The following is a 26660-nucleotide window of genomic DNA, read 5'->3' on the forward strand; positions in this document are numbered from 1 at the left end:
TCAGAATTACTTAAATTTCCCATGTTTTAGATTTGTACCAATAACTTGAAACGAACACAAATAACGTTACTAACAACTGTTATACTTTCAATTGCATTAACATCTGTTTTTGCAGTTGACTTTAACACAACACAAACAACATCTATCGATACTCAACTTCCATTTGAAGCACAGGCTGATGAACACACAATCCATAACATAGTGATGGAAGCAGTGGCAATGCCTGATGGAATGTATGCATACAGAATGGTCTCATACAACATTGATGGTGGTGATGATTTAGTTGGTACTCAGTATTCAGGCAAACCCTCAATCCCTGGTCCAACTATAATTATGACCGAAGGAGATGAAGCAAATGTCACTTTGATCAACAATGCATGTGATACCAACTTTGTTGACGGTCCTTCACACCCTCTAGGCGTTCCTACTTTTTCTGAAACTTCTATGTTAGGAATTCATGTACATGGTGTACATTATGATATCCATGATGATGCAACATATTCTAGAGTGAATATGGCAGAAAGTTCAGGAGCTACATGTGGTGATACAATTGAATACAATTGGGTTGCTGCACCAGGAACTGCAGGTGCATGGCCATACCATGATCATATGTTCTCTATCAACGAAGTTGGTGCTGAAGAACTTGGTCTATTTGGAACTGTAATTATCAATCCAGCTGATGGTGAAGTAAATGGCCTTGTTGACGATAACACTGGAGCAATTCAATCAGTTGGTGTAGAAGACATCGAAAAAGAATTTGTTCTATGGATGGTATCTTCTGAAACATTAGGAAGAAGTATTTTCTATGGAAATGAAATTGACTATTCTACAACTGATTATGATGGTGAAAGTGGAATTCGAGAAACAGCATTATGGACAAATCCTAATCTTGTTACCTCTGAGGGTGGAATCTACAGAATTCACGTCCTTGGTTTAGGTGATGAAGTACATGCATTCCACCTCCATGGTCATAGATGGACTGAAGATATTCATGAAACTGCTACATCTGAAGATGTCATTGATGTAAAGGAGATTTCTCCATTACAACGTCACACTTTTGTCATAAAGGCTAGTGACAATGTGGCAGCAGACAGCACTCATGATGATCCAGAAGGTTGGATGTATCATTGTCATGTAACTGACCATATGAAACAAGGAATGTCTGGTATGATGACTGTCTTGCCTGAATTTCAGGATGACGATCTACCTGTAATTGGCGCCACCTTTACTCTAAGTGACGAACCAGGTCTCTGGATGAAAACACTTGATGCAGGTGTAGCTGATGAATTAGATAACACTCTTGCTTCTTTAGGTTTGATTGATGCAAGAAATGGAACTGGATTCCCACTTTCATACATCAGTGATGCCTTAGAAGCAAGTCCTGCTCATGGTGGTACTGATTTCTCTAATTCACAGGGACGTTCATTGGCTGTGATAAATCCTGGTGAAACAGTTCTGTTTGGAATGAAAGATTCACAAACAAAACATACAATCACCACATTGATCTATCCAACAGATGCTGAACGTTTAGGTGGAAATGGAATTCTTTCTGCTGCTGATTCTGTCCTTGAAACTGACATGAGTCACTTTGATCATCAATTGGGAATAAGAGGATCTACTTTGTTGACTGACAAAGCTGGTGTTCCTGCAGGACTTGATACTCCAGGATTGTACGTCTTTGTTTGTAAGATACATCCTTACATGTTCAGTGCAGTAATTGTAGATGATCCTGAAACACATCTCCAATTGTTTGGAAACCCTGACTTGGATTTCCCACTATTGGATCTCTCTGATGATCTTACAGTTCTAACAAGAACTGGAAGTGATATTGGATTTGGTGATGCAGGAACTACATTCCCAACAACTATTCCACCTACTCATGATTTGGCAAAAACTCTTCTCACAACATTCTATGTCATAACTGATCCAAACAACTGGCGAGACTACCAAGAACCAACTTGGAATGTTAGCTTGCCTCCAGTATTGGTTACAACGAATACTGAAGATCTTGTTGCTGGATTAGCATATGATGATGCTACTACAAATGCTGCAGCTGTTGCTCTTGGATTGACAAACTCTACTTTGGGAACTCCTGCAACTATTACTGGTCTTGCAGTTGGCGTTTTCGATGCACCAAACCCAGAAATATCTAATCCAAGCACAGATGGAATTGGTGAGGTTTGGGTAAATACTCAATTTGAGAGAACTGTCAACAAGAATCATGATGGCACTCCATATGACAAACCTGGAACAATCACTGTTATTGACACAGACAAATGGAATATCGAACGAAAGATTGCACTTCCAGACATCAACTTGAACCACCCACACAACATGTGGACTGATACAAAGAACGAAGTAGTTTATCAGACTGAATGGTTTGGAAATGAAATGGCAATTATTGATAGGGAAAGCGGTGAACTAATCAAAGAAGTGTTCACTGGTCAATCTCCATCACATGTCATGACATCTCCTGCAACTGATAAAATTTACATCGCAGTAAATGGCGAAGAAACCGTAAATGAATTTGACCCTGTCACATATGAAATGACAAGACAACTTTCAACTGGTTTCCGTTCCCATCCTCATGGTCATTGGGTAAGCAGTTCTGGTCAATACATTGTCACGCCTGACTTTGTTGGACTAAAAGCATCAATTCTTGATCTTGACTCCAACACTGCAGATAATTCAGGTGTACTCTTTGGACCAATTGCAACTGGTATGAAAGGTGATGAATCTATCTTCTACACTGCAGACTTCTTAGGAAACTCTATGACTGCAATTGATCCATCAGATGGTTCAATTGTTGGTGGAATAAATTTCCTTGATGCAGGTTTGGTAGCAGAACATGGATTGTTAGGCCTTCCAATTCAAACACCAATCAGCCCAGATGACAAATGGATGGTTACAGCTTTGACACTTGGTGGCAAGGTTGCAGTCATTGATGTCACTTCGACACCTGGAACTATTGAGGCAATCTTGCCTTGTGATCCTGGATGCCATGGTGTACAATGGGGTGCAAAAGAAGGTGGCGGATACTATGCATATGTATCTAGCAAATTCTCAAATGTCATGACAATAGTTGATCCTGAAGGTGAAGATGGCCCTGAGATTGCTGGAAGAATTCTTCTTGCAGACAGAGATGCAGAAAATGATGACAGTATCATAGGATATGATGGATTTGGAGGACAAGGTGTTCTTGCAATTCCAAATGTCTATGAGGGCTGGATTCAAAATACTGTAGATGTGTGTGACAAGCCAGGCAAAGGAAATGGTCCTTGTGGTAAAGAAATCAAGGATTATGTCAAGAGTCTGACTGAAGAACAACAAGATCCTTTGGATTAGACATTAGTATAACAACAAATCTCTTTTTTCTTTTTTTATTTTCTAATCTTTAGTGATACTACAAACGCACATACAATAACTGCAATTGCAAAGTACATTACTGCAACATAGTCAAATGCAAATGCAATTCCTCCTGCAATAACTGGGCCTACTACTGTTGCAATTGAAATAGTTGAACTAAAGATCCCAGTAGATGTGGAACGTGGATTGTTTTCCATCAAATGGAAATTTCCTCCAATAAACAAAAATGCCCAAGTTCCTCCAACAAGTGACATAAATGGCATTGCCATCCACCACTCAGAAATAAATGACAATCCTACAAAAACAAATGCAGTACACCCTATGCCTATTTTGAATTTTGTGACATTTGATATGTTTATTCGAACTGCCATTAAATTCATCAGGACAAATGCCGTTAGTGTATTTGCAACATAAACAATTGAAACCTGGTAAAGCTCAGCACCCATCTGTTCCATTAGCATTATTGGAAGAATCGTCCAAACAGACGTTGCACCAATGTGTCTTAGAAGCAAAGACATGAAAAGAAATTTGTTTTTTGTAATGACTTTTTTTGTTGTTCCTACGCCTAATTCTTTTTCTTGTTCTGGATTTGGCATCTTCAAAGTGAACAAAAACCCTATAGCAAAAGATGCTGCACTAATTAAGAATATTAATTTCAAATCGTTTGCAAAACCAGCCGCTGCAATTCCTGCAAGCCATCCTAAGGCATGAAATGAGATTACTGTTGCTGCTCTCTTCTTCTCTACGTTTGCCTCATATGCATATGCTATCATTGCAGGAATCATGATCCCGCTTGCAATTCCTGCACCGATTCTTGCAAGAAACAACAATCCTATATCATCTGCAAAATAATGTAGACCAAAAGTAACTGCACATCCAATGAACCCTATTCTGATGAATTTGAGCCTAGTTCCTTTCTTATCTGAGTGCCTTCCAAAATAGATTTCAGATAAGATCTGCGCAAAGCTAAATGACGCAACAATCAATCCAATTTCAAAAATAGAATCTGTTACTCCTTTTGCAATAATGGGCATGAAAACAAATACTATGGAAATTCCTGCATGTTGAAAAAAGGTGGCACTACGAACTAGGTTGTTTACTTGTAATTTTTGCATAAATGTACCTAAGATTGGGCCTAACCTAATTTCAATATACGTTTAATCAATCTGGTTGAAATTGTGATCTTTCTCAAAAGAGTTAAACTGCCTAAGACATCTTCAAAAATTAATTGACTCAAAAAGAACCCTTCTTAGATGCTCTCAAAAACCGTGTTTTGCTTTTCGATGGAGCAATGGGAACTGAAATTCAAAAAAATAACCCAAAACCAGAAGACTTTCCAAATAATCAAGACGGATTTAACGATGGTCTTGTTTTGACACATCCTGAATGGATAAAACAAATTCACAGAAATTACCTTGATGCAGGTGCCGATTGTATTGAGACAAATTCTTTTGGCTCAAACAAAATCAAATTAGATGAATATGGGTTTGGGGATCAAACAGTAGAGTTTAACAAAAAAATTGCACAGATTGCAGTTGATGTTACATCAGAATACTCTGACAAGCCACGATATGTGATTGGTTCTATGGGGCCCTCTGGATTCCTTCCAAGCTCCAATGATCCTGATTTGGGACAAAAACCTCTAGATGAAATCAAAGAAGCATTTGAACTGCAAGCAGAAGGACTGATCCTTGGTGGTGTTGATGCCTTACTAATTGAAACAAGTCAGGATATTTTAGAAGTAAAGTTAGTTATTGAAGCATGTCATGATGCAATGAAAAAAACTGGAAAAAAAGTTCCTATCATTGCAAACACTACTCTTGACCAATATGGAAAAATGCTTCTTGGGACAAACATCCAGGCTGCATATACAACAGTATCTGATATGGGAATTGATGTTTTTGGATTGAATTGTTCTACTGGTCCTATTGAGATGACCCCAAGTGTAAGATGGCTTGATGAGCAAAATGAGCATAACCTTTTGGTAGTCCCAAATGCCGGAATGCCTGAAAATGAAGGTGGTCAAGCAGTTTACAAGATGACTCCTGAAAAAATGGGTGATGCATTACGTGATTTTCTTAATCAATACAAAAAAGTTCGAATTATTGGTGGCTGTTGCGGAACAAACCCACAACACATAGCAGCCCTACGCAAAGTAATTGACGAAAAAGACAACTCTCGAGGGTTAAGTATTTAGAAAAACTCTGGATATTTTATGACATTGACTATTCCTAGAGTAAGCTCTGCATTAAAGGCAGTTGAACTAAAACAACTTCCAGCTCCTCTGATTATTGGAGAGAGAATTAATACTCAAGGTTCTAGAAAAGCCAAGAAATTAGTTTTAGATGATGATTATGATGGTTTAGTAGATTTAGCTAGAACTCAAGTTGAAGATGGGGCCCATTGTCTTGATGTCTGCGTTGCAACAACTGAACGTTCTGATGAAAAAGAATTCATGTTAAATCTTGTAAAACGACTAAGTCTTGAAATTGATGCTCCTCTTGTAATTGACTCTACAGATCCTGATGTTATTGAGGCTGCAGTAAAACAAATTCCAGGAAAACCAATCATAAACTCTATCAACTTGGAAGGTGATGGGAGTAGATTTGAAAAACTTGCACCTTTGATGGCAAAATATGGATTACCTGCAATTGCATTGTGTATTGGACCAAAAGGAATGGCAAAAACCCCTCAGGAAAAATTAGAAACTGCTGAATTACTTTATGAAACTGGAAAAAAATATGGATTAAAAATTGAACAGTTTATTTTTGATGTTCTAACATTTACTCTTGCTACAGGTGAGGATGAATTCCTTGATGCTGGCAAAAACACTCTTGAAGGAATTAGATTGGTAAAAGAAAAATTTCCAAATTCCTTTACCACGTTAGGACTAAGTAACATTAGTTTTGGTCTTGTTCCATATGCTAGAAAAGTTCTCAACTCTGTGTTTTTGTATCATGCAGTAAAATCTGGATTGGACGCTGCAATTGTTAATGCAAAAGAGATTATCCCATATGGGGAAATAGATGAAAAGGAACGAAAACTTGCAGAAGATCTTATTTTCAACTCCCATCCAAACGCTCTCTCTGAACTTATCTCATACTTTGAAAAAGCTGGACCTCAGGGCACGACTGAAACTAAAAAAGTTGATGTTGACCCTTCATGGCCTCCTGGAAAAAGAGCAAACTTTAGAATTGTAAATCGACTCAAAGATGGGATTCAAAATGATGTTGTAGAATCAATTGCAGAAAAAATAAACAAAAAAGAAATAATTGTTGAAACTGACGGTGTGTTGTCACTAAATGCACCTCCAGAAGTAACTCATGATGGTGCAATTAGAACTCTAAACGAAGATCTTCTTCCTGCAATGAAAGAAGTTGGAGACAAGTTTGGTTCTGGAGAATTGATTCTTCCTTTTGTCTTAAAATCTGCTGAGTGTATGAAAGCTGCAGTAGGTGGGCTTGAAAAATACCTTGTAAAAGAAGAGGGCTCTAGTAAAGGAAAACTCGTTCTTGGAACCGTTTATGGGGATGTCCATGATATTGGAAAGAATCTGGTAAAGACAATTTTTCAAAATAATGGCTACACAGTCTATGATTTAGGAAAACAGGTCCCATTGCAGAAGTTTCTTGATAAAATCGATGAAGTACATCCTGACGCAATAGGCTTGTCTGCACTATTGGTATCTACATCAAAACAGATGCAGTTCTTTGTAGAGCATGCTAGAAAAAATAATTTGAGTATTCCTATTTTGTGTGGTGGGGCTGCCATCAATAGTAATTACATCAACCGCATTGCCAAAGAAGGTGGAATCTATGAGTCTGGTGTGTTTTATTGCAATACTATGTTTGAAGGATTAAAGACAATGGATGCATTGATTTCAGACAAGCCAAAACTATTGTCTCAATGGAAAGAAAAACTAGAAAACTGGAAAGAAAAATCTGCACCACAAATAGATACCGCAAATCTTCCAAAAAGTGATGTAAAGCCAGTTACACCTCCTCTTGCCACTTCGTTGGGTGAACCTATTAGATTGAGATCCAATCAAATCAAAATGGATGAAGTTTGGGAAATGATTGACAAAAAATCTCTTTTCAAATTGTCTTGGGGTTTGAGAGGTAAAGCAGGTTCGGAATCTGAGGCTGATCATGAAATACTGCTAAATGAGTGGAAGATTAGAATAATTCGTGAAAAACTCTTTGAGCCTGAAATTGTATATGGATACTTCAAATGCCACAATAAAAACGGAAAACTTGTAGTAGAAAATAGAACTGGTGACCTAATTGAATTTGATTTTCCTCGCTCCACAAAAGCTCATCATCTATGTTTGACAGATTATTTTGGTAAAGACGATGTAGTTGCATTTCAATCAGTTACTGTGGGAAACAAAGTTGCAGAAATTATTGAAAAGTGGAATAAGGAAGACAAATACACTGATGCGTATTATTTGCATGGGCTAGCTGTGGAAGTTGCTGAAGCGCTTGCAGAGTGGACAAACAGAAGAATAAAATCAGAATTAAAACTTGATGCTGGTGGATTAAGATATAGCTGGGGCTTTCCAAGCTGTCCTGATGTAGGTCAACATCATCTTGTGTGGAAACTATTGGAGCCTGAGAAATCTGGAATGACTCTTACTGAATCTGGACAAATTATTCCAGAACAATCTACTGCTGCAATAGTTGTACATCATCCAAAAGCGGAGTATTTTGTGCTCTAGATTTTTTCTAATGTTTCTTTAGCAAATGTAAAATCACTTGGTGATGTAATTAATACATCTCCTGCTATTTGATGGATTTGCTTGATAAAACTTGCAGGGTCTTTTTTGTATTCAGACCAGTCCAGTTTCAAAAATTTTGCTGAATTTTCATTCTTCTCCGAAGGCAATAAAATACAAGGCATTATTCTAAATCCCTGCAGTCTGAGTTTTTCAGAAATTCTCTCTACTTGTTTTGATGAGTGAATCACCTGAGTAATGAATCCTATAGGCACCGCTGCAATCTTTTTTTGAATTTTTTCAAAATTTGGATTACTTGGCAGTGATAAGAAAAAATCAATTTTCTCTGCAAACTCTTTGTTTAACTCTTTTACAACTTGACTTGGAACCAATCCTGATTCGTAAGGGTTGGTTTTTGATGGATCACCCATTAGTACCAGTATTCCGTCTAATCCTAAACCAATTGATTTTCTTACGATGTCTTTTATCTCATCCATGTCTCTATCCCTGACTCGTAAGCTAATTGTGATTTTTAGATGAGGGTGATTGTTCTTGAGAATTTCTCCTGTAGTTAGCGCTGAAACTCTTTTGGTACCTAAAACTGAATCTGTAATGTGAATGCCATCACATAATGTACTGATGGAGGACACTCTTTGCTGTAATTTTTCCAATGATTCATTAACTTCTTTACTTGATTCATCCAACCCTGTTGGGATTTTAGGTGGATTAACCTCGTAAATTATGGACATAAAGAATCTCCAAATTAACTTAGTTAAAACCTTTGAATGATTAAATTCAATAACAATAATTTATTTTATAAAAATAATGCTTCTTGAAAAAATCTCTTCTGTATTGTCTTCCGAATTCCAATTATTCCCAACAGATGAAAAAAATCGAATTGCATCAGTGCTGATCGTAATTTATGGTGGAGAACCAAATGTGTTAATGACAAAAAAATCAGAGATTCTAAAAATACACGCTGGTGAAATTGCGTTTCCTGGTGGAAAACATGATCCAGGAGATAAAGACTTGCTAGATACTGCCCTGAGGGAGACAAGAGAAGAAATTAATCTAAGTATTAGAGAGGAGCATGTTGTAGGACAATTAGAACCTGTTACAACTTTGAATTCTAAATTTACTATCTATCCCTTTGTTGCAGTTGTAAAGAGACTTCCTAGATTGAAAGACAATGTTGAAGTTGAAAGTATTTTGAGTATGCCATTACTGCCTCTGCTCAGAACAATGTCTGAGGATAAGGATCCTGCCCATCAATCTATCCAAGAAATGTATACTTTCACTTTTGAAGGGCATTTGATTTGGGGTGCATCAGCTAGAATGCTAAAACAAATTTTCGAAATTTTTTCAAAAAACAATATTTTAGAAATAAAATGAAGGCTCTCTTTGCCCCGATATTGAGATTCATTTAAAAAGAGCTCTTCGTGCCTGAAAACTTATGGCTGCACGTAAGTCATCTCCAAGAAAGATCCGTCTACTGAAGAAGACCAGACAGACCTCACCAGTACCGGCATGGGTTATTCTTAAGACAAAAAGAACTGTAAGAACCAATCCAAAACGTAGAGCTTGGAGATCAACAGATGTGGAGGTAGGATAGATGTCTCAAGAATTAGAGAGAGTGTATACTATCAATTTGGGGAAGGTATTGCTTTCACAAAGTCAACACAGAGCAGTCCGAGCAATTAATATGATTAAAGAATTTGCTCGTCATCACATGAAAGTTGAAGATATCAAAATTGAAGAAGATTTAGCTCATCAAATTTGGTCAAAAGGAGTTAGAAGTCCTCCAAGAAAAATTAGAGTACGAATGAGTAAGACTGACGAAGGATATGTTCTTGTTTCTCCATATGAGGAAGAAGAAACTGAAACTAAGGTTTCTCCAAAGCAAGAGACTCAAAAAATTGAAGATAAAGTAGAGGAACCAGCTAAAGAAGCACCAAAGAAAGAAGAACCAGCTAAAGAAGCACCAAAGAAAGAAGAACCAACTAAAGAAGCACCAAAGAAAGAAGAACCAACTAAAGAAGCACCAAAGAAAGAAGAACCAACTAAAGAAGCACCAAAGAAAGAAGAACCAGCTAAAGAAGCACCAAAGAAAGAAGAACCAACTAAAGAAGCACCAAAGAAAGAAGAACCAACTAAAGAAGCACCAAAGAAAGAAGAACCAGCTAAAGAAGCACCAAAGAAAGAAGAACCAGCTAAAGAAGCACCAAAGAAAGAAGAACCAGCTAAAGAAGCACCAAAGAAAGAATAAGAAACCTTACTGTTCTAAAAAATTTAAAATTTTAAAAAAATAGTTTTTTACTCTAATTGATACAAATCTAATTTGCAATCAATACTGCAATCAGGAGTTGACCAATCTAATGTATCTTCTTTTGGAATCATTCCAAGTGGATCATATCTATCAAACTTTGTCATTCCTTGAATTGAAGATAGCATTACGACTTTGGATTCCTCTGATGTGTTTGAACTCATATTCATTTGTGATTCTTCATTAATTACACTGCTAGTTAGATTTGTAATTGAACTAAGAACCCCTACTGGGATGTTTTCTCCTCCTACAACATAAAGCATTGAACGCTTTACAGAATTTGGTGGTGCATTTTCATATAGCATCTTTAATGAGTCTCTGAGTGATTCCTCAATATTTTGACCGTCTTTACTTGTGGATAAAACACTGGTTTCTGCTGCAATTCCAGATGTGTTTAGAGATTTAACTACGTGCATTATGGCACTGTTTGCAATCCCATAGCATTGTTTTGGGCTCAAATCTGGATTGCTTTCAAGAAGTGAATCATTATCTAAAACTATGGTGCAGTGGGAATCTTCCCTGATTCTTTTTAATGAAATACCAGAGTTGAAAATTCTGTCTTTTTCATACTTGAAAGGCATGATTGCAAAGGAAATCAACCCTTTGTCTGATTCTTTACAAATCTCTGAAACTACTGGTGATATGGCTGAACCTGCTTTGCCGGCCATGTTTGTCATTAGAATTACTGTTGAATAGTTTGCAATCTTTGCTTTAATCTCATCAGCTGCATTGTATGCTGAGCCTCTGATTAATTGAACTGAAGGGTTAATCACTGAATCTGTTGACACTTTGATTGATGAACAGTCTTGGACAAAGTCTGTCTGATCATTGCTGATAATTAGACACTCTGAGTTTAGGGTTTCTTTGGCCTGAACTGCCAGTCTTGAGCCTACGCCGCCCAAACCTACAATTAAGATCGGTTCTTTGACTTGAAAACTCATTTCAAGTCTTATTCTCAGATTTGGATAAAAAACCTTCTTACGTTATTTTAATCAAATTTTCGATCTAAAAAAATTAGCTAGCGATCTTACCTAGTAAACTGTGAGTAGATACGTCAATGATCTCTACTTTGTGTGTTTCACCGATATTCACATTGTCTCTCACAAAGATCGGCTTGTAGGCAAAATTCCTCCCTTTGATGCCTTCTTCTGTCTTTTCATTGAATAATACGTCTCCTTTCCACCCTATCCATTTCTGATTGTTCTCAATTGAAATCTTGTTTATCAAATCAAATACTATCTTGCTTCTTTTCTTAACTTCAGCAACATCCATCTGCTCCCATCCTGCTGCTTCTGTTCCTGGTCTTGCACTGTATCTGGAGAGATTCACAACATCTGGCCTTGTATCTTCTAACAATCTTATCGTCTTTTCAAAGTCTTCTTTTGTTTCTGATGGAAATCCAACAATAATGTCTGTGGAAATTGTAAATTTCTCAAATTTTTCCTTTATTCTTTTGATAATTTCACGATAAGTCCTTTCTGTATGCCCTCTTTTCATATCGTGCAGTATTTTGTCACTTCCGCTTTGCACTGGAACATGAAGGAATTTGTAGACTTTGTCATTGTCAAATGACTCTATCAGTTCTTCTTTTATTCTTGGCATGTACATGGGATTCATCATTCCAACGCGAATCATAAACTCTTGTGGTATTTCCGAAACTGAATTTACAAGTGATGGTAAATCTGTTCCAATGTCAAATCCATAACAACCATTATCAGTTGATGTCAGCCAGATTTCTCTACATCCTTCACTGATCTCATTTTCAACCTGTCTTACGATGTCTCCTAGTCTATAACTGGTAAGATCTCCTTTTGATAATTTTGTTTGACAGAACGTACATTCACTCATACACCCACTGGCAATCTCTACAATTCCGATTACTGGATTGAGTCTTACTTTTGGTAATCCTACCTTTGATAAATCAGAATCTTCTAACGCTACAAATCTTGTTCCTTTCAATGTAGAGTCTATTACTTGAAGTGTCTTTCCAAGAGAGTTTGGACCAAGCAAACTTGCACTCTCTGTGAATTTCTCAACTGTTTCTTTTTCTGCTTTTGGAAGACATCCTGCAACCACTAGGGGTTTTTCCTTTAATGATTTTATTCTATGTATCATCTTGTTTGCAGTTGCGTCCTTTACAGAGCATGTAACAACAATGTTTAGATCTGATTGTGATGCATCATCTACTAGTGTATGGCCTCCATTCACAATTAACCCTGAAATCATTTCAGAGTCTGAAAAACTTGCAGAACATCCGTATGCTTCTACGAAAATCTTTGCCATGATTTATCCAAATAGAGCATCGATTTCTTTATTGCTCATCAGATTCTTAGACACGACCAATTCCCTGATTGTTTTCCCAGTCTTCAAAGACTCTTTGAACAATTCTGCTGATTTTAGATATCCTATCTTTGGAGTCAACAGTGTTACTATTACTGGGCTGTTTTCAATATCTGCTCTTAGTTTTTCTTTATTTGCAGTTAATCCGTCAATTAAGTTTGCAGAGAATATTGGAAAGAAATTCTTAACCATGTCTGTTGATTCTAGTACGCATTTTAGCATTCCTGGTAACATCACGTTTAGCTCAAACTGCCCGCTTTGAGCTGCATAAGACACTGCAGTATCATTTCCGATTATGTTAAAGCAAATCATGTTCATACATTCGGCCAAAGATGGATTTACTTTTCCTGGCATAATTGATGACCCTGCATGTACTGCAGGAATTCCTAATTCTGATAATCCTGCAATTGGACCTGATGCCATTAATCTGATATCGTTTGCAAGTTTTCCAACTTCAAGTGCTAAACTTCTTAGTGCGCCTGAAAGATTTGCAACTGCAAATTTACTTTGTAAACCATGTTGCATGTCTTTTTCTGGTCTTAACTGAAGTTTTGAAATTTTTGCAAGTTCTGCAATTGCAATTTTCCTGTATCCTTTCGGTGTATTTGCCCCTGTTCCTACTGCTGTTCCGCCAAGTGCAACATTTTGTAGTTCTTTTTGTGCTAACACAATTGCATTACGTGCTTTGGTGATTGAAGTAACATGTGCTGCAAATTCACTTCCTAAAGTTACAGGAAGTGCATCCATCAAATGAGTTCTTCCAATCTTCTTAAATGAAGAAAATTGTTTTGCTTTCTTGTTAAGTGATTTTATGAGAACATCTACACCGGCAAGGGTTTCTTTAAGATTCATCAAAATTGCAACATGCATTGCAGTTGGATATGTGTCATTACTTGATTGTGACATATTTACATGATCATTTGGATGAAGATGTTGGTATTGTCCCCTCTTTTTGTGAAGAACCTCCAAAGCTACATTTGCGATGACTTCATTTGAATTCATGTTAAATGCAGTACCTGCTCCGGAATTTATCATGTCTACAACAAACTGATCAACATGTTTTCCAGCCAAGATTTTATCACAAGCAGATACTATTGCCTTTCCTCGTTTTGCATCAATTGCCTTTGTTTTCATATTTGCAATTGCAGCAGATCTTTTGATCATTACAAATGCCTTGATTAGATTTTCGTGTGCCTTGTGACCTGTTACATGGTATTGCTTGATCGCTCTTCCAGTAAATGCTCCATAATATGCGTCAGATGGAATTTTGACTTTGCCTAGTGAATCTTCATCTAATCTAAATTTCAATCTGAAACAACTTGATTTTTCCCATTATTCATTGTTTTTTACAAGAAATAATATTTTCACATCTGCATCGCAATGGTAATTATTATATAGGATTTGACAACCAGCGTGCTTAATGAATAAGCGTGTTAGTATGCTCTTTACCATCGCAGCAGTAGCTGTCATGGGAGCAACCTTATTCGGAAGCACATACACACAAACCCAGATTGCAGGTCAATCACTTGACGCCAGTAAAATGGATGTCAACGTATATGACCAAATCCGCAATATGGGCGGTTTACAGCTTGTAATGCCTGAAGCATTTGCAGAAACTGATTGTGGCGTACTATCAAACTCTGGACGCAAAGTCGTAGAGTTTAATCTAACTGGTGAAAGTGTTACTCTCCCAATTATGGGCGGTAAAACTTACAACGCAATGACCTTCAGCGGTCAGGTCCCAGGACCAACACTAAGAGTTACTCAAGGTGATGTTGTAAAGATGACACTTGAAATCCCAGCAGATGAAGTTACTGGACACGGTAACGATATGCACGCTTCACAAATGTCAGCTGGCAACTTTGAGTCAGTTAATCCTGGCGAAACAAGTCAGTATTGTTACATTGCTGAATCTGCTGGTGTCTTCAAATACCACTGTTCTGGTGTCAAACTAGTTGGTATGGACCAACACGTTCTTTCCGGCATGTACGGAATTGCAATCGTTGATCCAATCAATGGATACAAGAAACTCATGGTAGAGAAGACAAAAGTAGAGAATGGCAAAGTTTCACTTGACAGAAAGTTCTACGATGCAGACGCATTAGAATTCCAACTCCAATACAATCAGTTGTACTTAACACCTGAAGGCAACTATGATGCAGGAGCAATGTTCCAACATCATAACACTGCAACAGTTGTTAATGGCATGCAATTTGGTTATGTACCAAACATGGCACACAACTTACTTGTAAAAGGTGATACCAACAAGAACATCTTTGTTGCACAACCATGGAATGGACTTGAACACAAGCAATACCAATCACAACTCTTGTTTGTTGAAAATGATCAACACGTGAGACTCTTCATAGAAAACCACGGTAACGAACCACTATTCTTCCACATTGTTGGAGAAATCTTGGACAGAGTTACACAAGGTAACAGAGTACAATCCGCAGCAACTGAAACATGGTTACTCGGTGGCTCACAAAACATGATTGTTGACTTGGTATTTGATGAGCCAGGTGCTTACGCAGCAGTTAATCACGACTATGCAGCAATTTACACAGGTGCAGCTACAGTATTTGTAGCAGGTGATCCATTCGGATTAAACCCAGTTCTCGTAGAGAAAGGAGTAATTCCAGCACCAGTTGCCTCTTATGCTTATGCATTAGGTAACCCAAGTGATGCTGTCCCACCAATGGGAAAGAACAGTATTGCACATCCTGCAATCAACATTCATGGTCTATACACTGATGAAGTAGCTTCTGAATTACAAGAAAACGGTGCAATTGCATTATGGGAAGTAATCCCAGTAGTTGCAGAGATGCTTTCTTGATCATTTAACATCTTTTTTTCTTTTTATTATTCTGAATGAATTATATGATGTGATTTTTTTTCTACCTGTATGGGATTTGATGATTCAGTTTTGATTTGCGATGAAGTAGATCCTGTTTTAAATAAAATTCTTGAAGAAAATGGCTTAAAGATTTCATATGAGCCAGAAATTACTCCTGAACAGATTCTGGAAAAAATTTCTAATTTCAATATTGTAATTGTACGAAGTCGAACTACTATCACAAAAGAAATGATTGACAGAGCAGATACCTGCAAAATCATTGCACGTGTGGGTGTTGGTCTTGATAATGTAGATCAAGAAGCTGCAAAGGCAAAAAATATCCGTGTTATCAATGCTGTTGAAGGAGCTATGAATGCAGTTGCCGAACTAGTTCTTGGGTTAATGTTGTCACTTGCAAGACAAACAACACGTGGTGATAGAGGAATTAGAAATGGTAAGTGGCTCAAAAAAGAATTGAAAGGAACAGAACTCAAAGGAAAATATCTTGGTATCATTGGCATGGGAAACATTGGAAAAAGATTGGGTAGGCTTGCAAGAGCACTTAACATGAACATTATTGGCTATGATGTGATTCCAATTGATGAAGAATTTTCAAAAGAGGTAGGATTAATGAAAGCTGATTTGGGTACTTTGTTGCAAAGTTCAGACTATGTCTCAATTCATGTTCCATTACTTGATTCAACATATCATTTACTCGATGCTGAAAAAATGAGTACTATGAAAAATACTGCAAAAATAATCAACACCTCTAGAGGTGGTGTTGTTGACGAGGATGCCCTCTATGAAGCATTAAAGAATGGTAGTTTAGGTGGAGCAGCTTTGGATGTTTTTGAAAATGAACCTGCAATTGGAACCAAATTGGCAGAATTGGACAATGTAATTTTAACTCCTCATATTGGTGCACAAACAAAAGAAGCACAATCTTTGGCTGCAAATGTAATTGCTGAAAAAATCATTCAAATTCTTAGAGGCGTAATCTGAAACCTTAAGCAATTCTGCTCTATCTTTAAAAATAACTAAAAAAGCTTGACTCTTACGTGATTAATTCTCGTCTAATTCTTTTTAAGGGGAATTTCGAGGTTATCATTCGTGTTGAAAAATCGAGGAACGGAGAAAATACAATCTGAGAAAATTAAGAATTTGCCAAACGTTAACACTTTACTCAAAATTTCTATAGGTTTGATGATTGTCGCAATAATCTCATCTGCATTTGTCTATGCTGAAACTGTTTCAGTAACCGTTGATGGAACTTCTTATGATATTGATTATACGGGAACTGGAGTATCTGTCACAAGTGTTGAAGCTGACCTGGATTTACCTACACTGATTTTGTCTGTTGATGTAACTGCTGATGATGTGGGAATTTTAGAAATTTCTCTTGAACGAAGTTTTTTTGATTCTAAATATCAAGGTGATGATGACCTCTTTTTTGTAGTTGTAGATGGTCTAGATGTTGAATTTATTGAAGAAAAAACATCTACTATGAGAACGTTAACAATTGAATTACCTTCTGGAACTCAGGATGTTGAAATAATTGGTTCTGTATTTGGCTCTCCTGTTGAAGAACCCCCTACTGAACCAGAAACCCCCGTTGAAGAACCCCCTACTGAACCAGAAACCCCCGTTGAAGAACCCACTGCTGAACCCGAAACCCCCGTTGAAGAACCCAAAGTAGTTCCACCAACTACAACCAAACCTCCTGTAACTAAACCAAAAACTGAATGTGGTCCTGGAACTATTCTGAAGGACGGTGTTTGTGTACTTGATCAAAGATGTGGTCCTGGAACCGTTCTAAAGGACGGTGCATGTGTTTTGGAACCTGAACCAAAGACGGCACCCTCAACTGATGTAAAAGGAATTGGTAAAGAGTTGGTTATTGGACTAATTGCAGCATTTGTTGTTGCAGGTGCAGTTGGAATAATTCTTGGATTGATATCTAAAGCCAGTAAAAGTCGAGATTAACATTCAAAGTCTTGATTCATCAATTGATCAAACTCAAATCCTGAATACTGTGTTGTTGTAGTGTGTGGTATTATTCCTATAATTGGTGTATCGATGCTTACAATAACGAATAGTTTTGCAGGATCTACTCTCATATCTCCACCGTCAAATTGAAAATCCATTGTCATAAACATATGCTGTGATTCTATAAAATTATCTGCAACAAATTTTCCTTTTTCAATTTTAGAACCAGAACCATCTAATCTGATATTGTCTATTGTATATGTTCCTAGATTCTCATCTCTGTAAAGTATGTCTATGCTCAATCTTTTAAAATCTGCAGCATATTGAGCTGTATTGCATAGTTCTATCACGTTGCTATTTGATAATTCAAAGAAACTAAATTTTCCTGGTTCATCCCACTTGTACCTTAACTGATCTGCTGCATGGACATTCATTAATGAATAAGCAAAAGGTATGATTATTGCGATGATTGCAATTGCTGTTATTGCTGAATGTTTGTTCATTTAACCACCTTTCTAAATTACAATAATGCCTTTTTTGATTAGATATTGTAAAGCTTGCGCAAAGTCACTATCTGATATTTTTTCTTCAATCCACCATCCAGCGTTGATCTTTACCCAATCAGGAATGTCTGTTTCTGTTGAACTACTTTCAGTTTTTGTTTCTGGAATAATTATGAATTCTTTTTCAATCAAAAATTTAATTCCATCTGCAAAAGAGACATCAGAAATTTGGTCCGTGACCCAATAGTATGCTAATTGTTTAATCCATGCTGGAATGCAAACATTGCCAGAATCTACTAATTCAAACTCTGCAGTTTGTTTTGTCCCTGCATACTCCACATCGATATAGTATTTTCCCAATGGGAAGACTTCTTCTTCAAATGGCACTAATGATGGAACTGGGTTCTCTAATTTTGAAATTTGTATTGGAATGGCGCTACTTCCTTTTCCTGTTTCATCTCTAATGTGTATGATTGCTGGGTCACCTGTGACCTCTGAGACCTTGATTGTATAGAATAATTTTTCACAATAACTGTATGTTGTTTTTTCTATTATGACATCTACTGTTGTTTCTGCATATGATGCAGGTAAAAATGCAAAGGCCAAAACCAAAGATAGAAGCATACTGAAAATTTTGATTTGCATCTTTGGGAGTGAATTGTTTACTTTATAAAAATCTCAAATTATTCCTCAGGAATGCTTTTTAACTATTGAATTCAACTCTTGATATCGAGTTTTCTGCGGAAGCAACTCTTTGAGTGTGTGGTTTGTGAAGCCCACCTCATAGAGCAATTTAACAAACTAGATTTGCCCGTAAATGTCGATTTACAGTTAGAATATAGTCATTTTTGACCATTTTATGCCTGAGCAAATCGGATGGGTAGTTGCACCATGATGTTCTTTTCTATGTTCTATTTTTGAATGGATTGTAAAAAGTTAAAACTTTTTCTATATATAATAAAAATATCAAAAACAATACTGGACTAATCCATACAAGAATCCATATTGTGGGATCAGAATTTTTTGCCATTCCAAACCATATTTTTGTATGGTATAACACAGTACTTTTTGAAATTTGAGTTTCTAGGTAAATAGGTAAATTTACAAAATTATTCAAAACTGCATTATTGAAACTAAATTCCCATCTATCACGAATCAATCTCTCCCAGAAAAATACTAAAACAAAATAAAAATTCCAGAAGATTAAAACAAATATGCTCAGACTAATTATTGTCTTATATCTTGATTGAATCCATTTTTCAAACAAATATGCTAATCCTATTGCCAAAAAAGGAGTAATATCTGCAATTCTTCTTTGTCCAAAAGATGAACCTCCTGCAGTGGCTGCATCCCACGATGATGCATGTATGAAAAAAATTATTGCAGTCATGATGCTAATTAAAATTCCTGTTCTGTCTTTTCTACAAAGAAAATAGACACCTATGATTGAAAATAAATAAACTGGATGCCAAGTGAACACGCCTCTGTTTTCAGAAAATAAAAATTCAAGTATGTGTGTATTGGAAAAATCATAAAATTTTGTTCTGGGCTCTTCGTCTCCGGGAAGTAAATATACTTGATTTTTTTGAATAGCTTGTTCATAATACTGTTCAATTGGAGATGGAATTGGTATTGGCACACCATACAAAAAATTCCAGTACATCATTTGTGGGCTGAAAACCACAATGATGAAAAATACAAAAATAGCTAAATTTCCAATCAAAAGTTTTTTGTTTTTTTGTCTTTTGAAAAATATCACGTCCAATATAGGGAGTAAAACAAAAACAAAACTAGTCAATCGTACAAGGATCGATAATCCTGTTGCAATTCCCATTAATCCCCAATATTTCTTAGAACTTGTTTCTCTTAATCTGAGATAGAAATAAACCAACAAAGATGAAGCAAAATAAGAATGTGCATGGGACATGCTAGGCTCCAAAAAAGAATAATAAAAGATTGAAGATGAGAAAAAAATTGTGATTGTTGTTAAGAATGCAATTTTGTTTCTGAATTTTCCAGACAGTGCATAAAATAGTAAAATATTTCCAAAAAATGAATAGACAACAGAACCTAGATTAAAAAATCCTGTATAAATCTGAGAATATCCTCCCTCTTGAGGAACCTCATTAACGGTTGTAATTGTATGTGCAATTAAAAAAAATGGTGCATTTAGTAATGAACTCCCAATAGTTTGAATTCCATGCGCCAATCCTGTAGGGGTTTTTAATTCAGTATCGAATCTGTAAAAGGGTCTTTCTTCCAGTTGGTTTGTAAGATCTAAATCATTATCAAAAAACATCGTATGCAAATTTGCAAAATATAAAATTCCATCGCTGTTTACTCTTTCATTAAAAAAAACACTAAAAAACACTAGGTGTAGAATTAATAAAGTTAGAAGATATTTTGATTTGTTATTCCCATTAATCGTTTTCAACATTGCATATTTTCATATCATATCATATCTAGGTATATGCTTTAGGTAGATTGCAAGACAATTACTAACTGGCTGAGAGTGATAGGGATTAATCTAAACGATACGTCATCAATCCCGTACAAAATGCATAATGGCCTTTAAAGATTTGTTATTGGATATTTTCATTTTAAACTCGTACCTGATGTACGTAAATCATTTATCTCCTTACCTATGGTGTTTAAAAAAACATTAATTTTATTCGGTCAACCACGTAACCCCCGTTAATTTCCGAAAACTGCCCATTTTTTGAAATCAGTTAGAAAGTGGTTAATCTTGACCTGTTAACCGAGTCTATTCAATAAATCGATGGCATTTTGATAATTAGGATCTATTTCTAAACACTGTAAGGCACATCTTTTTGCATTTTCAAAATCTGCCATGTGTGCATACATTCCAGCTTTATTGTACCAAGTCTGTGCATGTTTTGGCTCAAATTCTAATATTTTATCTAGTGTTTCAATTGAGGTGCCATTCATTCTTAAACGCGCATAAGAATCAGACAGTCCGGTATATGCAGGGATTAGTTTTTTATCCAATTCTATTGCCTTTTGAAAGCTTTGAATTGATTCAACCACCAATCCAGAATCTCTTTGGGAAATAGCCAAATTCATCCATCCTTCTTTGATTTTTGGTTGTAATTTGGTAGATTTTTCAAAATACGGTATGGATTCTTTTACTTTACCTTCACTTGCTAACTTCATTCCCATGTCAAAATTTGTTTTATGTTCGTGATATGCTGGATACAAAAAATATTTAGAAATTGGTTTGATTGATTTTGCATTTACTATGAGTTCAGGTTTGAACATCGCTCCTAATTGATTAGGCTGTATACTTGTCAATGTATATGATAAAATAATTCCTCCTAATTTTGAGTAATGACCTTTTTCAAAAATATCCATAATGAATCTTTTACATGACTCAATAATATTTTCATGTTCATTTTTAGCTTTAACATATACGACATTGACATATTCTGAAATATCAATACACAAAACACGGTAAAATTCATCTGATACATTTTTCAGTTGTTTGTATGCTTTTGCTATTTGGTGTTTTATTGATGTAAGTGGTGTTGGGATGTCATCACTATGAATTGTTACTGCACGTGGTTCTCTCCAAATTATTCCTTCATTTGTTTTTTGAAATTGAATTCCACTTATCATATATTCAAAAGGTTGATCATTTGGAAAAAACATTTTTTCACCAATTGTTTTTTGTTCTAAAGCGGTAAACGTTACTGTGATCCCTTCTTCTGCGAGTTTTGTTTTTTCTGATTTGAGTATTACCTCAACTAACTTTGAAATTATTTCTATTTGATCTGGTTTGCTTGGGAATTTTTTTGAACTTATGTTGACAATTCCATTTTTTTGAAATTTATTTAATTGTTTTACAATATTGTTTGCTATCTGAATCTTGAATATGTGATCAGGTCCTTCCAATTTTTTACATTCTACATATGTTGTTTCAACATTCCCTGTTTTTAGATCAGGCCATTTTTTGTCCATATTGTGTTCAAAATCTGCCTTTTCGCCTAGTCTCCTCATCATTCCTGCAATTTTAAATTCATACATTAAACGTCGATATGCTTCTAAATCTTTGAATCTTGATCTTGCTTCTTTTAGGTAACTGGGGTTTAGAAATTTGTTAAGATCGCCCTTAGTATATGCCCATGCATCCTTTGTTACAAATGACAAATCCATTAAATCAGGAATTCTATTTTGAAATTTCTCATCAATTGTTTCAGGATTTTTTTGAATCAGATACTGAATAAACTCTAGAATTGGTATTATGGGGTGGATCTTTTTGGGAATATCAATTTGTGCAAATTGTTTATTCTTAATTTTATCATATAGGACAGTTTGTGTTTTGATATATTCCTCAGATAGAAAAAATTCTATGAATTTTTTTATTTCGTCTACATTATCCAAAGATTCTGAACAGCATAACTTCCTCATGTACGACATCTTGTTATTTGAAACTTAAGTATTGTTTAGTGCCTAATGTCTTCTTTGTCTCTTCTCAAATGTATAGTTGACAATCTTCTAGTTTGTGTATGCTGTTCTACTCCAATTTTCATCAATACGTGGTGGCATGTTCTTTTCCATTAAAACAGATTGGATTTTGTCTACAATTCTATATTCTAATAGATGTGCACTATACCAATCTCTAGAATCAATATATTTTCTAATCTGAGATTCTGATTCGTATAATTCCTCATTTTTAAAAAAATTCTCATTACAAAACCATGATAATGCTTCTGAAAAAGATATTTCATATCTTGCACTGATTTCTTTTACAATTCTATAATTTTCATATAATTCTCCAATTACTGTTAGATTTTCATCTAGTCTCATACCAACTTCTTTGAACTGTTCTGTCCTGAATAACGTTTGAAACTCATGTAGGCTGATAGTAATTTCAGGCGAATATTTTTTGTCTATTTCATTGTTTACTCTATTCATTTCACGAAATAACATGTCGATTGCTTTACTTGTTCGTAATCCTATGACCTTCCATTTCATTCCATCATTAGTCAAATTTGCAAAATCAATTGCAAGATTTGCTATTGTTACTGTACAAATTCTATCCAATTGTGATAGTTGACTTTGATAAGGAATTAGAAAAGATATGTTTGCAAAAATCTTCACTGATCTTGTTTTAAAATTGTACCCATAAACATGATGAATTAACACCATCATGACTCCAACAATACCGATACTTGCAAAAATTCTAATTCCAATTAATGCCAATTCATTTTTTTCAAAAATTTGTGAAAAATCTCCCATGAATGAACGAATTATGGTTATAACTAAAATAAATGAAAAATATATCATTGCAATAATTTTATCTGTTTCAAATGATATAGATGGTGAAGATAATGCTGCGTTAAAATTTTTTACAGTTATCTTTTCAATTAATCTGTTATGTTTGAGAATCAAATCGGGCAAAATAATATTACTAATTGTGTTTGAATATTCTCTTCGATAATGCCATTTTGATAAAAGGGCCAATGGATTGATGATTGTTAAAAGACTTCCAAACATTCCTCCGATAAGTAAAACTCCGATAATTGAAGCATCTGAACCAGTTAAGATATTTGGAAAAAATAATGCAGTAATTGAAAAGGCAAAAGGAAAATCTTTGATATTTAGACCTGTTTTACCTTCTATCATATAATGAGAAATTCATAGTATCTAAAAAATGATAGTTTTAGATTATTTTTTAAGTTGATTCCATTAAATTTTTGTAAACTAAGTTTACTTTGTTAACCCGTTAATTTTCGTTAACCGAGTAAACCGAGTTGTTTTAATGCTGATTTTACTTGGTTAACTTCATGAAAGTTGTTGGAACAAAACTTGATGACTCTGATTTTGAAAGATTTCAGAAATATTGTACCGATGAGGGTATTTCCAAGAGTGAAATGATGCGTGGATTGATCAGACAGTATTGTGATGCTTGTGAAGAAGATTCAGAAACTCCGTCTGAAATTCTAAATCCTACAGTCACAGTAATTGATGACTAAATTTCCCAAATTCTATATGGCTTGATGGCAAGATGCCTGCCCAAGTCTGTGGTATGGAGATCTAGGTAGAGAACAAATGGTTGACATTAATACAAAATGCCAGTAATGTCAAGGTTTGATTTTTTCACCAAAGAAATCTTTGGAAATAGGCATATTGGTTTTAGGATCAGCGATACTATGTTTATCTTGTAATCCTTTATCATACCAATAATGTAAACAATCTACAGCCAAATTATGAAAATGCATTCTAAAAAATGGCTGTCCTTGAATCCGTATATTTTTTAATTCATCATACAAAATACGATATGATATTACAGTTGAATGCCCAAATGTAATGTAATATGATTTGTCAGGAATTAATTTCTCATGCATTAGTATCCCTATCTGATCATAATTTCTTTCTATGATTACAGCAAATTCCTTATACGCATCAACAATATGATGTAAATTCATTAATCTATTTTCCCTATACGCATCACGAATAGACTCTTCTGCATATTTGTGATCTGAATTAACTAACATATGGAAAACATCCATCATCGCAGTTCTTTCATGTTGTTTTTTATTATAACGTATAGTAAAATAACCAATTAATCCAATAACAAACACTGTGGTTATAGGTATGATAATTTCAAACAGCATTTCAATTTCCATAAATCATGAATTTCATACTAGTTTAAAAGAACTATTTTTTAATCAGTTAATAATTTAAGAATTAATGTCAGTGAAACCAAAACACTTCTCAGAAATTTTTCAAGATGCACCGTCATTGGCAAAGGCAATAACTAAAGTTTCAAACCACGAGTTGATAGCATGTGGAAAATGTAATGAACCTATAAGAATAATTAGAGAACAAGAACACATTCAACACCCAACATGGGATGACATAGTAGTAAAATTTTGTACAAAATGTGGAACTGAAATAGATTGGTCAAAATCAGAAAACAATCAAAAAGAATGTAAAAAGTGTAGCCTGAATTTTGATGTGAATGAATCTTTTTGTATTCACTGTGGCGATACACTAACAATAGTTCCTGAAAGAAAAGACGGAGAATTCTAGTACGGTACTGCCTAATATTCTACCCGACGAAATTTGACACCTAGAATATCTGACGAAGAGTTTACAGAACCCAAAATAGCAATGCATAATAAAATGCGGTACCGTATTTGCAAAATTAATACAAATAATTTCAAAAACATATGTTCAGAATTCACTAATCTCTAAAACACATCTAACATTTTCTCTAGTTGTTCAATCATTCCAGATGTGTCTCCTTGTTTTTTCAATCTCTTTATGATGTCTTTGATTTCTCTTTTTTCCTTAGAATCTCTTAGCATCTCTTGAGATTTTGTACCTGTTGGAATGGTCCAATCCTGTTCTCTTTGAACTAATGGAATGAATCTGTTCCAGTCTTCAATCTCTTCATTTGACATTATTTTTGATAACTTTTGGATGTCTGGCTTTTTGCCTCCAAAACACTCTGTATATCTTGTTTCATATGCAAATACTTTGGCAGTAGCTAACTCTGACAACATTCTCTGCATCAATTCATCTTGTTGTTCTAACTTTTCCTTTAGTGCTCCATCAAATTCCTCTTTGATTATCCTGATTTCTTTTTCTTTTTCGGCTTCGATTTTAGTTGATTTGTCTAACGTTAAAGCTGGAATTGCTCTCTTGAACTGTGCATAAAGTTGTTCATCTGACACTCCGTTAAAGTACGCTTTTGAGTTTCCTGAAAAATGTCCTTGCATGTAATCAATGAATCTTTGCTGTAGATCACAAGATGCAAGGGTAATCTCAAAGCGTTTCCTAAAAGCATGGTTCTGTGACTTTCCTCTCCTTGATTTCCTACCATTATCAATTGAAAGTTTTGCCTGTTTTCTTACATTTCTAACAACATCTTGAGCTGACGTTGGTGTCAATGGAGTGAGATTGTTTTTTCTTGTAAATAGTACTGAATCAGGCTCTCTTTCAATTCTTTGTTCAAGGTATCTCTTCAATGCAGTATAAGCTTCTGGTGTCAAACATGTTCTGTATTCTTCTGTAGTATCACGATAAATTGTAACTACTGCACCATCTTCTATTTCTTTTACATCTTCAATTCTTATGTCAGGTGTAGCTCCAACTCTAACTCCTGTTGAAGACAGAAAATGGATAAACGCCTTGTTTCTTAGACTTGTTGTGGCACCTAACAATTCTCTAATATCGTCATCTGTGTATGGTAATTGATTTGACGTAGGAATTCTTTGAGGGTATAGATTTTTGATGGTTTTCCAACTAAACTCAATTTCATTCATTTCTAAAAATGACTGGATTGGAGTCATTATGGCATTGTATGAATTCGGACTTGGAATGCCTGTTTTTCTGGTAAGTTCTTTTTTGTGAATTACATAATCTTTGATTATCTGTTTAATTTTCTCAGGTTCCAGTTTTATGATACTGTCGTAATCCTGATGTGCATACTCGAAGAACTTTTCCAACCAAAGTTTGTACACTTTCTTGGTAGCTTTGGTCTTTAGTGACTCGTAGAATATCTGAGAGGGTGTAGCCATTTGGCATATCATTCCACAGCATATCTATTAAACGGAGTAGGAT

The 26660-nt window shown here is 35.3% G+C and carries 22 protein-coding genes and 2 pseudogenes; 11 read left to right on the plus strand and 13 right to left on the minus strand.

Going from position 1 to position 26660, the window contains the following annotated elements; genetic code table 11:
* The first annotated feature begins 45 nt into the window (after window positions 1-45).
* Window positions 46-3345, plus strand: coding sequence for a multicopper oxidase domain-containing protein (locus tag NsoK4_RS01625; RefSeq protein WP_249111092.1), 3300 nt, complete (start codon window positions 46-48; stop codon window positions 3343-3345).
* Between the two features lie 35 nt (window positions 3346-3380).
* Here NsoK4_RS01625 and NsoK4_RS01630 read toward each other — a convergent pair whose 3' ends face one another.
* The gene (locus NsoK4_RS01630) at window positions 3381-4481 is read right to left on the minus strand and encodes an MFS transporter (protein ID WP_211687665.1); all 1101 of its coding nucleotides are present in this window, start codon (window positions 4479-4481) and stop codon (window positions 3381-3383) included.
* A 113-nt stretch (window positions 4482-4594) separates the two neighbouring features.
* Between NsoK4_RS01630 and NsoK4_RS01635 the strand changes: the two genes are divergently transcribed.
* Together NsoK4_RS01635 and NsoK4_RS01640 are read left to right on the plus strand one after the other, a co-directional pair.
* On the plus strand, window positions 4595-5563 hold the full coding sequence (locus tag NsoK4_RS01635; protein WP_211687666.1) for a homocysteine S-methyltransferase family protein: 969 nt from the start codon (window positions 4595-4597) through the stop codon (window positions 5561-5563).
* A gap of 24 nt (window positions 5564-5587) precedes the next feature.
* Window positions 5588-8083, plus strand: a complete 2496-nt coding sequence (locus tag NsoK4_RS01640; RefSeq protein ID WP_211688786.1) for a dihydropteroate synthase — start codon at window positions 5588-5590, stop codon at window positions 8081-8083.
* Here the strand turns inward: NsoK4_RS01640 and NsoK4_RS01645 are convergent.
* Complete coding sequence (locus tag NsoK4_RS01645) at window positions 8080-8829, minus strand: methylenetetrahydrofolate reductase (RefSeq protein ID WP_211687667.1); 750 nt, start codon at window positions 8827-8829, stop codon at window positions 8080-8082. The two genes, NsoK4_RS01640 and NsoK4_RS01645, sit on opposite strands and share 4 nt — an antisense overlap.
* 76 nt (window positions 8830-8905) lie before the next feature.
* On the opposite strand from NsoK4_RS01645, the gene NsoK4_RS01650 reads away from it, so the two are divergent.
* From NsoK4_RS01650 to NsoK4_RS10175, 3 genes and pseudogenes are all read left to right on the plus strand, one after another.
* Window positions 8906-9472 carry a CoA pyrophosphatase gene (locus NsoK4_RS01650; RefSeq protein ID WP_211687668.1) on the plus strand — a complete coding sequence of 189 codons (567 nt, stop codon included), beginning with the start codon at window positions 8906-8908 and terminating at the stop codon, window positions 9470-9472.
* A gap of 61 nt (window positions 9473-9533) precedes the next feature.
* A complete protein-coding gene (locus NsoK4_RS01655) occupies window positions 9534-9692 on the plus strand; it encodes a 50S ribosomal protein L39e (protein WP_211687669.1) in 159 nt (52 codons plus the stop codon).
* Window positions 9693-9875: pseudogene (locus NsoK4_RS10175) on the plus strand (50S ribosomal protein L31); the annotation flags it as partial. It lies immediately after the preceding gene.
* Window positions 9876-9988: 113 nt separating this feature from the next.
* Here NsoK4_RS10175 and NsoK4_RS10180 read toward each other — a convergent pair.
* The 4 genes and pseudogenes from NsoK4_RS10180 to NsoK4_RS01680 form a co-directional block, all read right to left on the minus strand.
* Window positions 9989-10288 (minus strand): annotated as a pseudogene (locus NsoK4_RS10180) (pentapeptide repeat-containing protein); the annotation flags it as partial.
* 105 nt (window positions 10289-10393) lie between these two features.
* A complete protein-coding gene (locus tag NsoK4_RS01670; RefSeq protein ID WP_211687670.1) occupies window positions 10394-11344 on the minus strand; it encodes a cell division protein FtsZ in 951 nt (316 codons plus the stop codon).
* Between the two features lie 73 nt (window positions 11345-11417).
* Window positions 11418-12686, minus strand: a complete 1269-nt coding sequence (locus tag NsoK4_RS01675) for a tRNA (N(6)-L-threonylcarbamoyladenosine(37)-C(2))-methylthiotransferase (RefSeq protein WP_211687671.1) — start codon at window positions 12684-12686, stop codon at window positions 11418-11420.
* 3 nt (window positions 12687-12689) lie between these two features.
* Entirely contained in the window at window positions 12690-14051 is a 1362-nt protein-coding gene (locus tag NsoK4_RS01680) for an aspartate ammonia-lyase (protein ID WP_211687672.1), read from the minus strand.
* A 130-nt stretch (window positions 14052-14181) separates the two neighbouring features.
* Between NsoK4_RS01680 and NsoK4_RS01685 the strand changes: the two genes are divergently transcribed.
* The 3 genes from NsoK4_RS01685 (at window position 14182) to NsoK4_RS01695 (ending at window position 17562) form a co-directional block, all read left to right on the plus strand.
* Window positions 14182-15579, plus strand: a complete 1398-nt coding sequence (locus tag NsoK4_RS01685) for a multicopper oxidase domain-containing protein (RefSeq protein ID WP_211688789.1) — start codon at window positions 14182-14184, stop codon at window positions 15577-15579.
* A gap of 69 nt (window positions 15580-15648) precedes the next feature.
* On the plus strand, window positions 15649-16581 hold the full coding sequence (locus NsoK4_RS01690; RefSeq protein ID WP_211687673.1) for a D-2-hydroxyacid dehydrogenase: 933 nt from the start codon (window positions 15649-15651) through the stop codon (window positions 16579-16581).
* Between the two features lie 108 nt (window positions 16582-16689).
* Window positions 16690-17562, plus strand: coding sequence for a hypothetical protein (locus NsoK4_RS01695; protein ID WP_249111095.1), 873 nt, complete (start codon window positions 16690-16692; stop codon window positions 17560-17562).
* On the opposite strand, the gene NsoK4_RS01700 is transcribed toward NsoK4_RS01695, so the two are convergent.
* The 5 genes from NsoK4_RS01700 to NsoK4_RS01720 all read right to left on the minus strand — a co-directional run bounded on the left by NsoK4_RS01700 (window position 17559) and on the right by NsoK4_RS01720 (window position 23714).
* Window positions 17559-18068, minus strand: a complete 510-nt coding sequence (locus tag NsoK4_RS01700; protein WP_211687674.1) for a thr operon leader peptide — start codon at window positions 18066-18068, stop codon at window positions 17559-17561. The two genes, NsoK4_RS01695 and NsoK4_RS01700, sit on opposite strands and share 4 nt — an antisense overlap.
* A gap of 12 nt (window positions 18069-18080) precedes the next feature.
* Window positions 18081-18713 carry a hypothetical protein gene (locus NsoK4_RS01705; RefSeq protein ID WP_249111096.1) on the minus strand — a complete coding sequence of 211 codons (633 nt, stop codon included), beginning with the start codon at window positions 18711-18713 and terminating at the stop codon, window positions 18081-18083.
* A gap of 259 nt (window positions 18714-18972) precedes the next feature.
* Complete coding sequence (locus NsoK4_RS01710) at window positions 18973-20367, minus strand: glycosyltransferase family 39 protein (protein WP_211687675.1); 1395 nt, start codon at window positions 20365-20367, stop codon at window positions 18973-18975.
* A gap of 455 nt (window positions 20368-20822) precedes the next feature.
* Entirely contained in the window at window positions 20823-22496 is a 1674-nt protein-coding gene (locus NsoK4_RS01715; protein WP_211687676.1) for a tetratricopeptide repeat protein, read from the minus strand.
* Between the two features lie 87 nt (window positions 22497-22583).
* Window positions 22584-23714: a hypothetical protein gene (locus tag NsoK4_RS01720; RefSeq protein ID WP_211687677.1), complete on the minus strand. Its 1131-nt coding sequence runs from the start codon at window positions 23712-23714 to the stop codon at window positions 22584-22586.
* A gap of 161 nt (window positions 23715-23875) precedes the next feature.
* Between NsoK4_RS01720 and NsoK4_RS01725 the strand changes: the two genes are divergently transcribed.
* The gene (locus NsoK4_RS01725; RefSeq protein ID WP_211687678.1) at window positions 23876-24064 is read left to right on the plus strand and encodes a ribbon-helix-helix domain-containing protein; all 189 of its coding nucleotides are present in this window, start codon (window positions 23876-23878) and stop codon (window positions 24062-24064) included.
* A gap of 108 nt (window positions 24065-24172) precedes the next feature.
* On the opposite strand, the gene NsoK4_RS01730 is transcribed toward NsoK4_RS01725, so the two are convergent.
* On the minus strand, window positions 24173-24718 hold the full coding sequence (locus tag NsoK4_RS01730; protein ID WP_211687679.1) for a hypothetical protein: 546 nt from the start codon (window positions 24716-24718) through the stop codon (window positions 24173-24175).
* A 64-nt stretch (window positions 24719-24782) separates the two neighbouring features.
* On the opposite strand from NsoK4_RS01730, the gene NsoK4_RS01735 reads away from it, so the two are divergent.
* Window positions 24783-25124, plus strand: a complete 342-nt coding sequence (locus tag NsoK4_RS01735; RefSeq protein WP_211687680.1) for a hypothetical protein — start codon at window positions 24783-24785, stop codon at window positions 25122-25124.
* A gap of 161 nt (window positions 25125-25285) precedes the next feature.
* Here the strand turns inward: NsoK4_RS01735 and NsoK4_RS01740 are convergent, their stop codons facing one another.
* Window positions 25286-26617 carry a site-specific integrase gene (locus NsoK4_RS01740; RefSeq protein ID WP_211687681.1) on the minus strand — a complete coding sequence of 444 codons (1332 nt, stop codon included), beginning with the start codon at window positions 26615-26617 and terminating at the stop codon, window positions 25286-25288.
* Window positions 26618-26660 lie beyond the last annotated feature (43 nt).

It is taken from the genome of Nitrosopumilus sp. K4 (assembly GCF_018128925.1).
In the GTDB taxonomy this organism is placed as follows: domain Archaea; phylum Thermoproteota; class Nitrososphaeria; order Nitrososphaerales; family Nitrosopumilaceae; genus HKST03.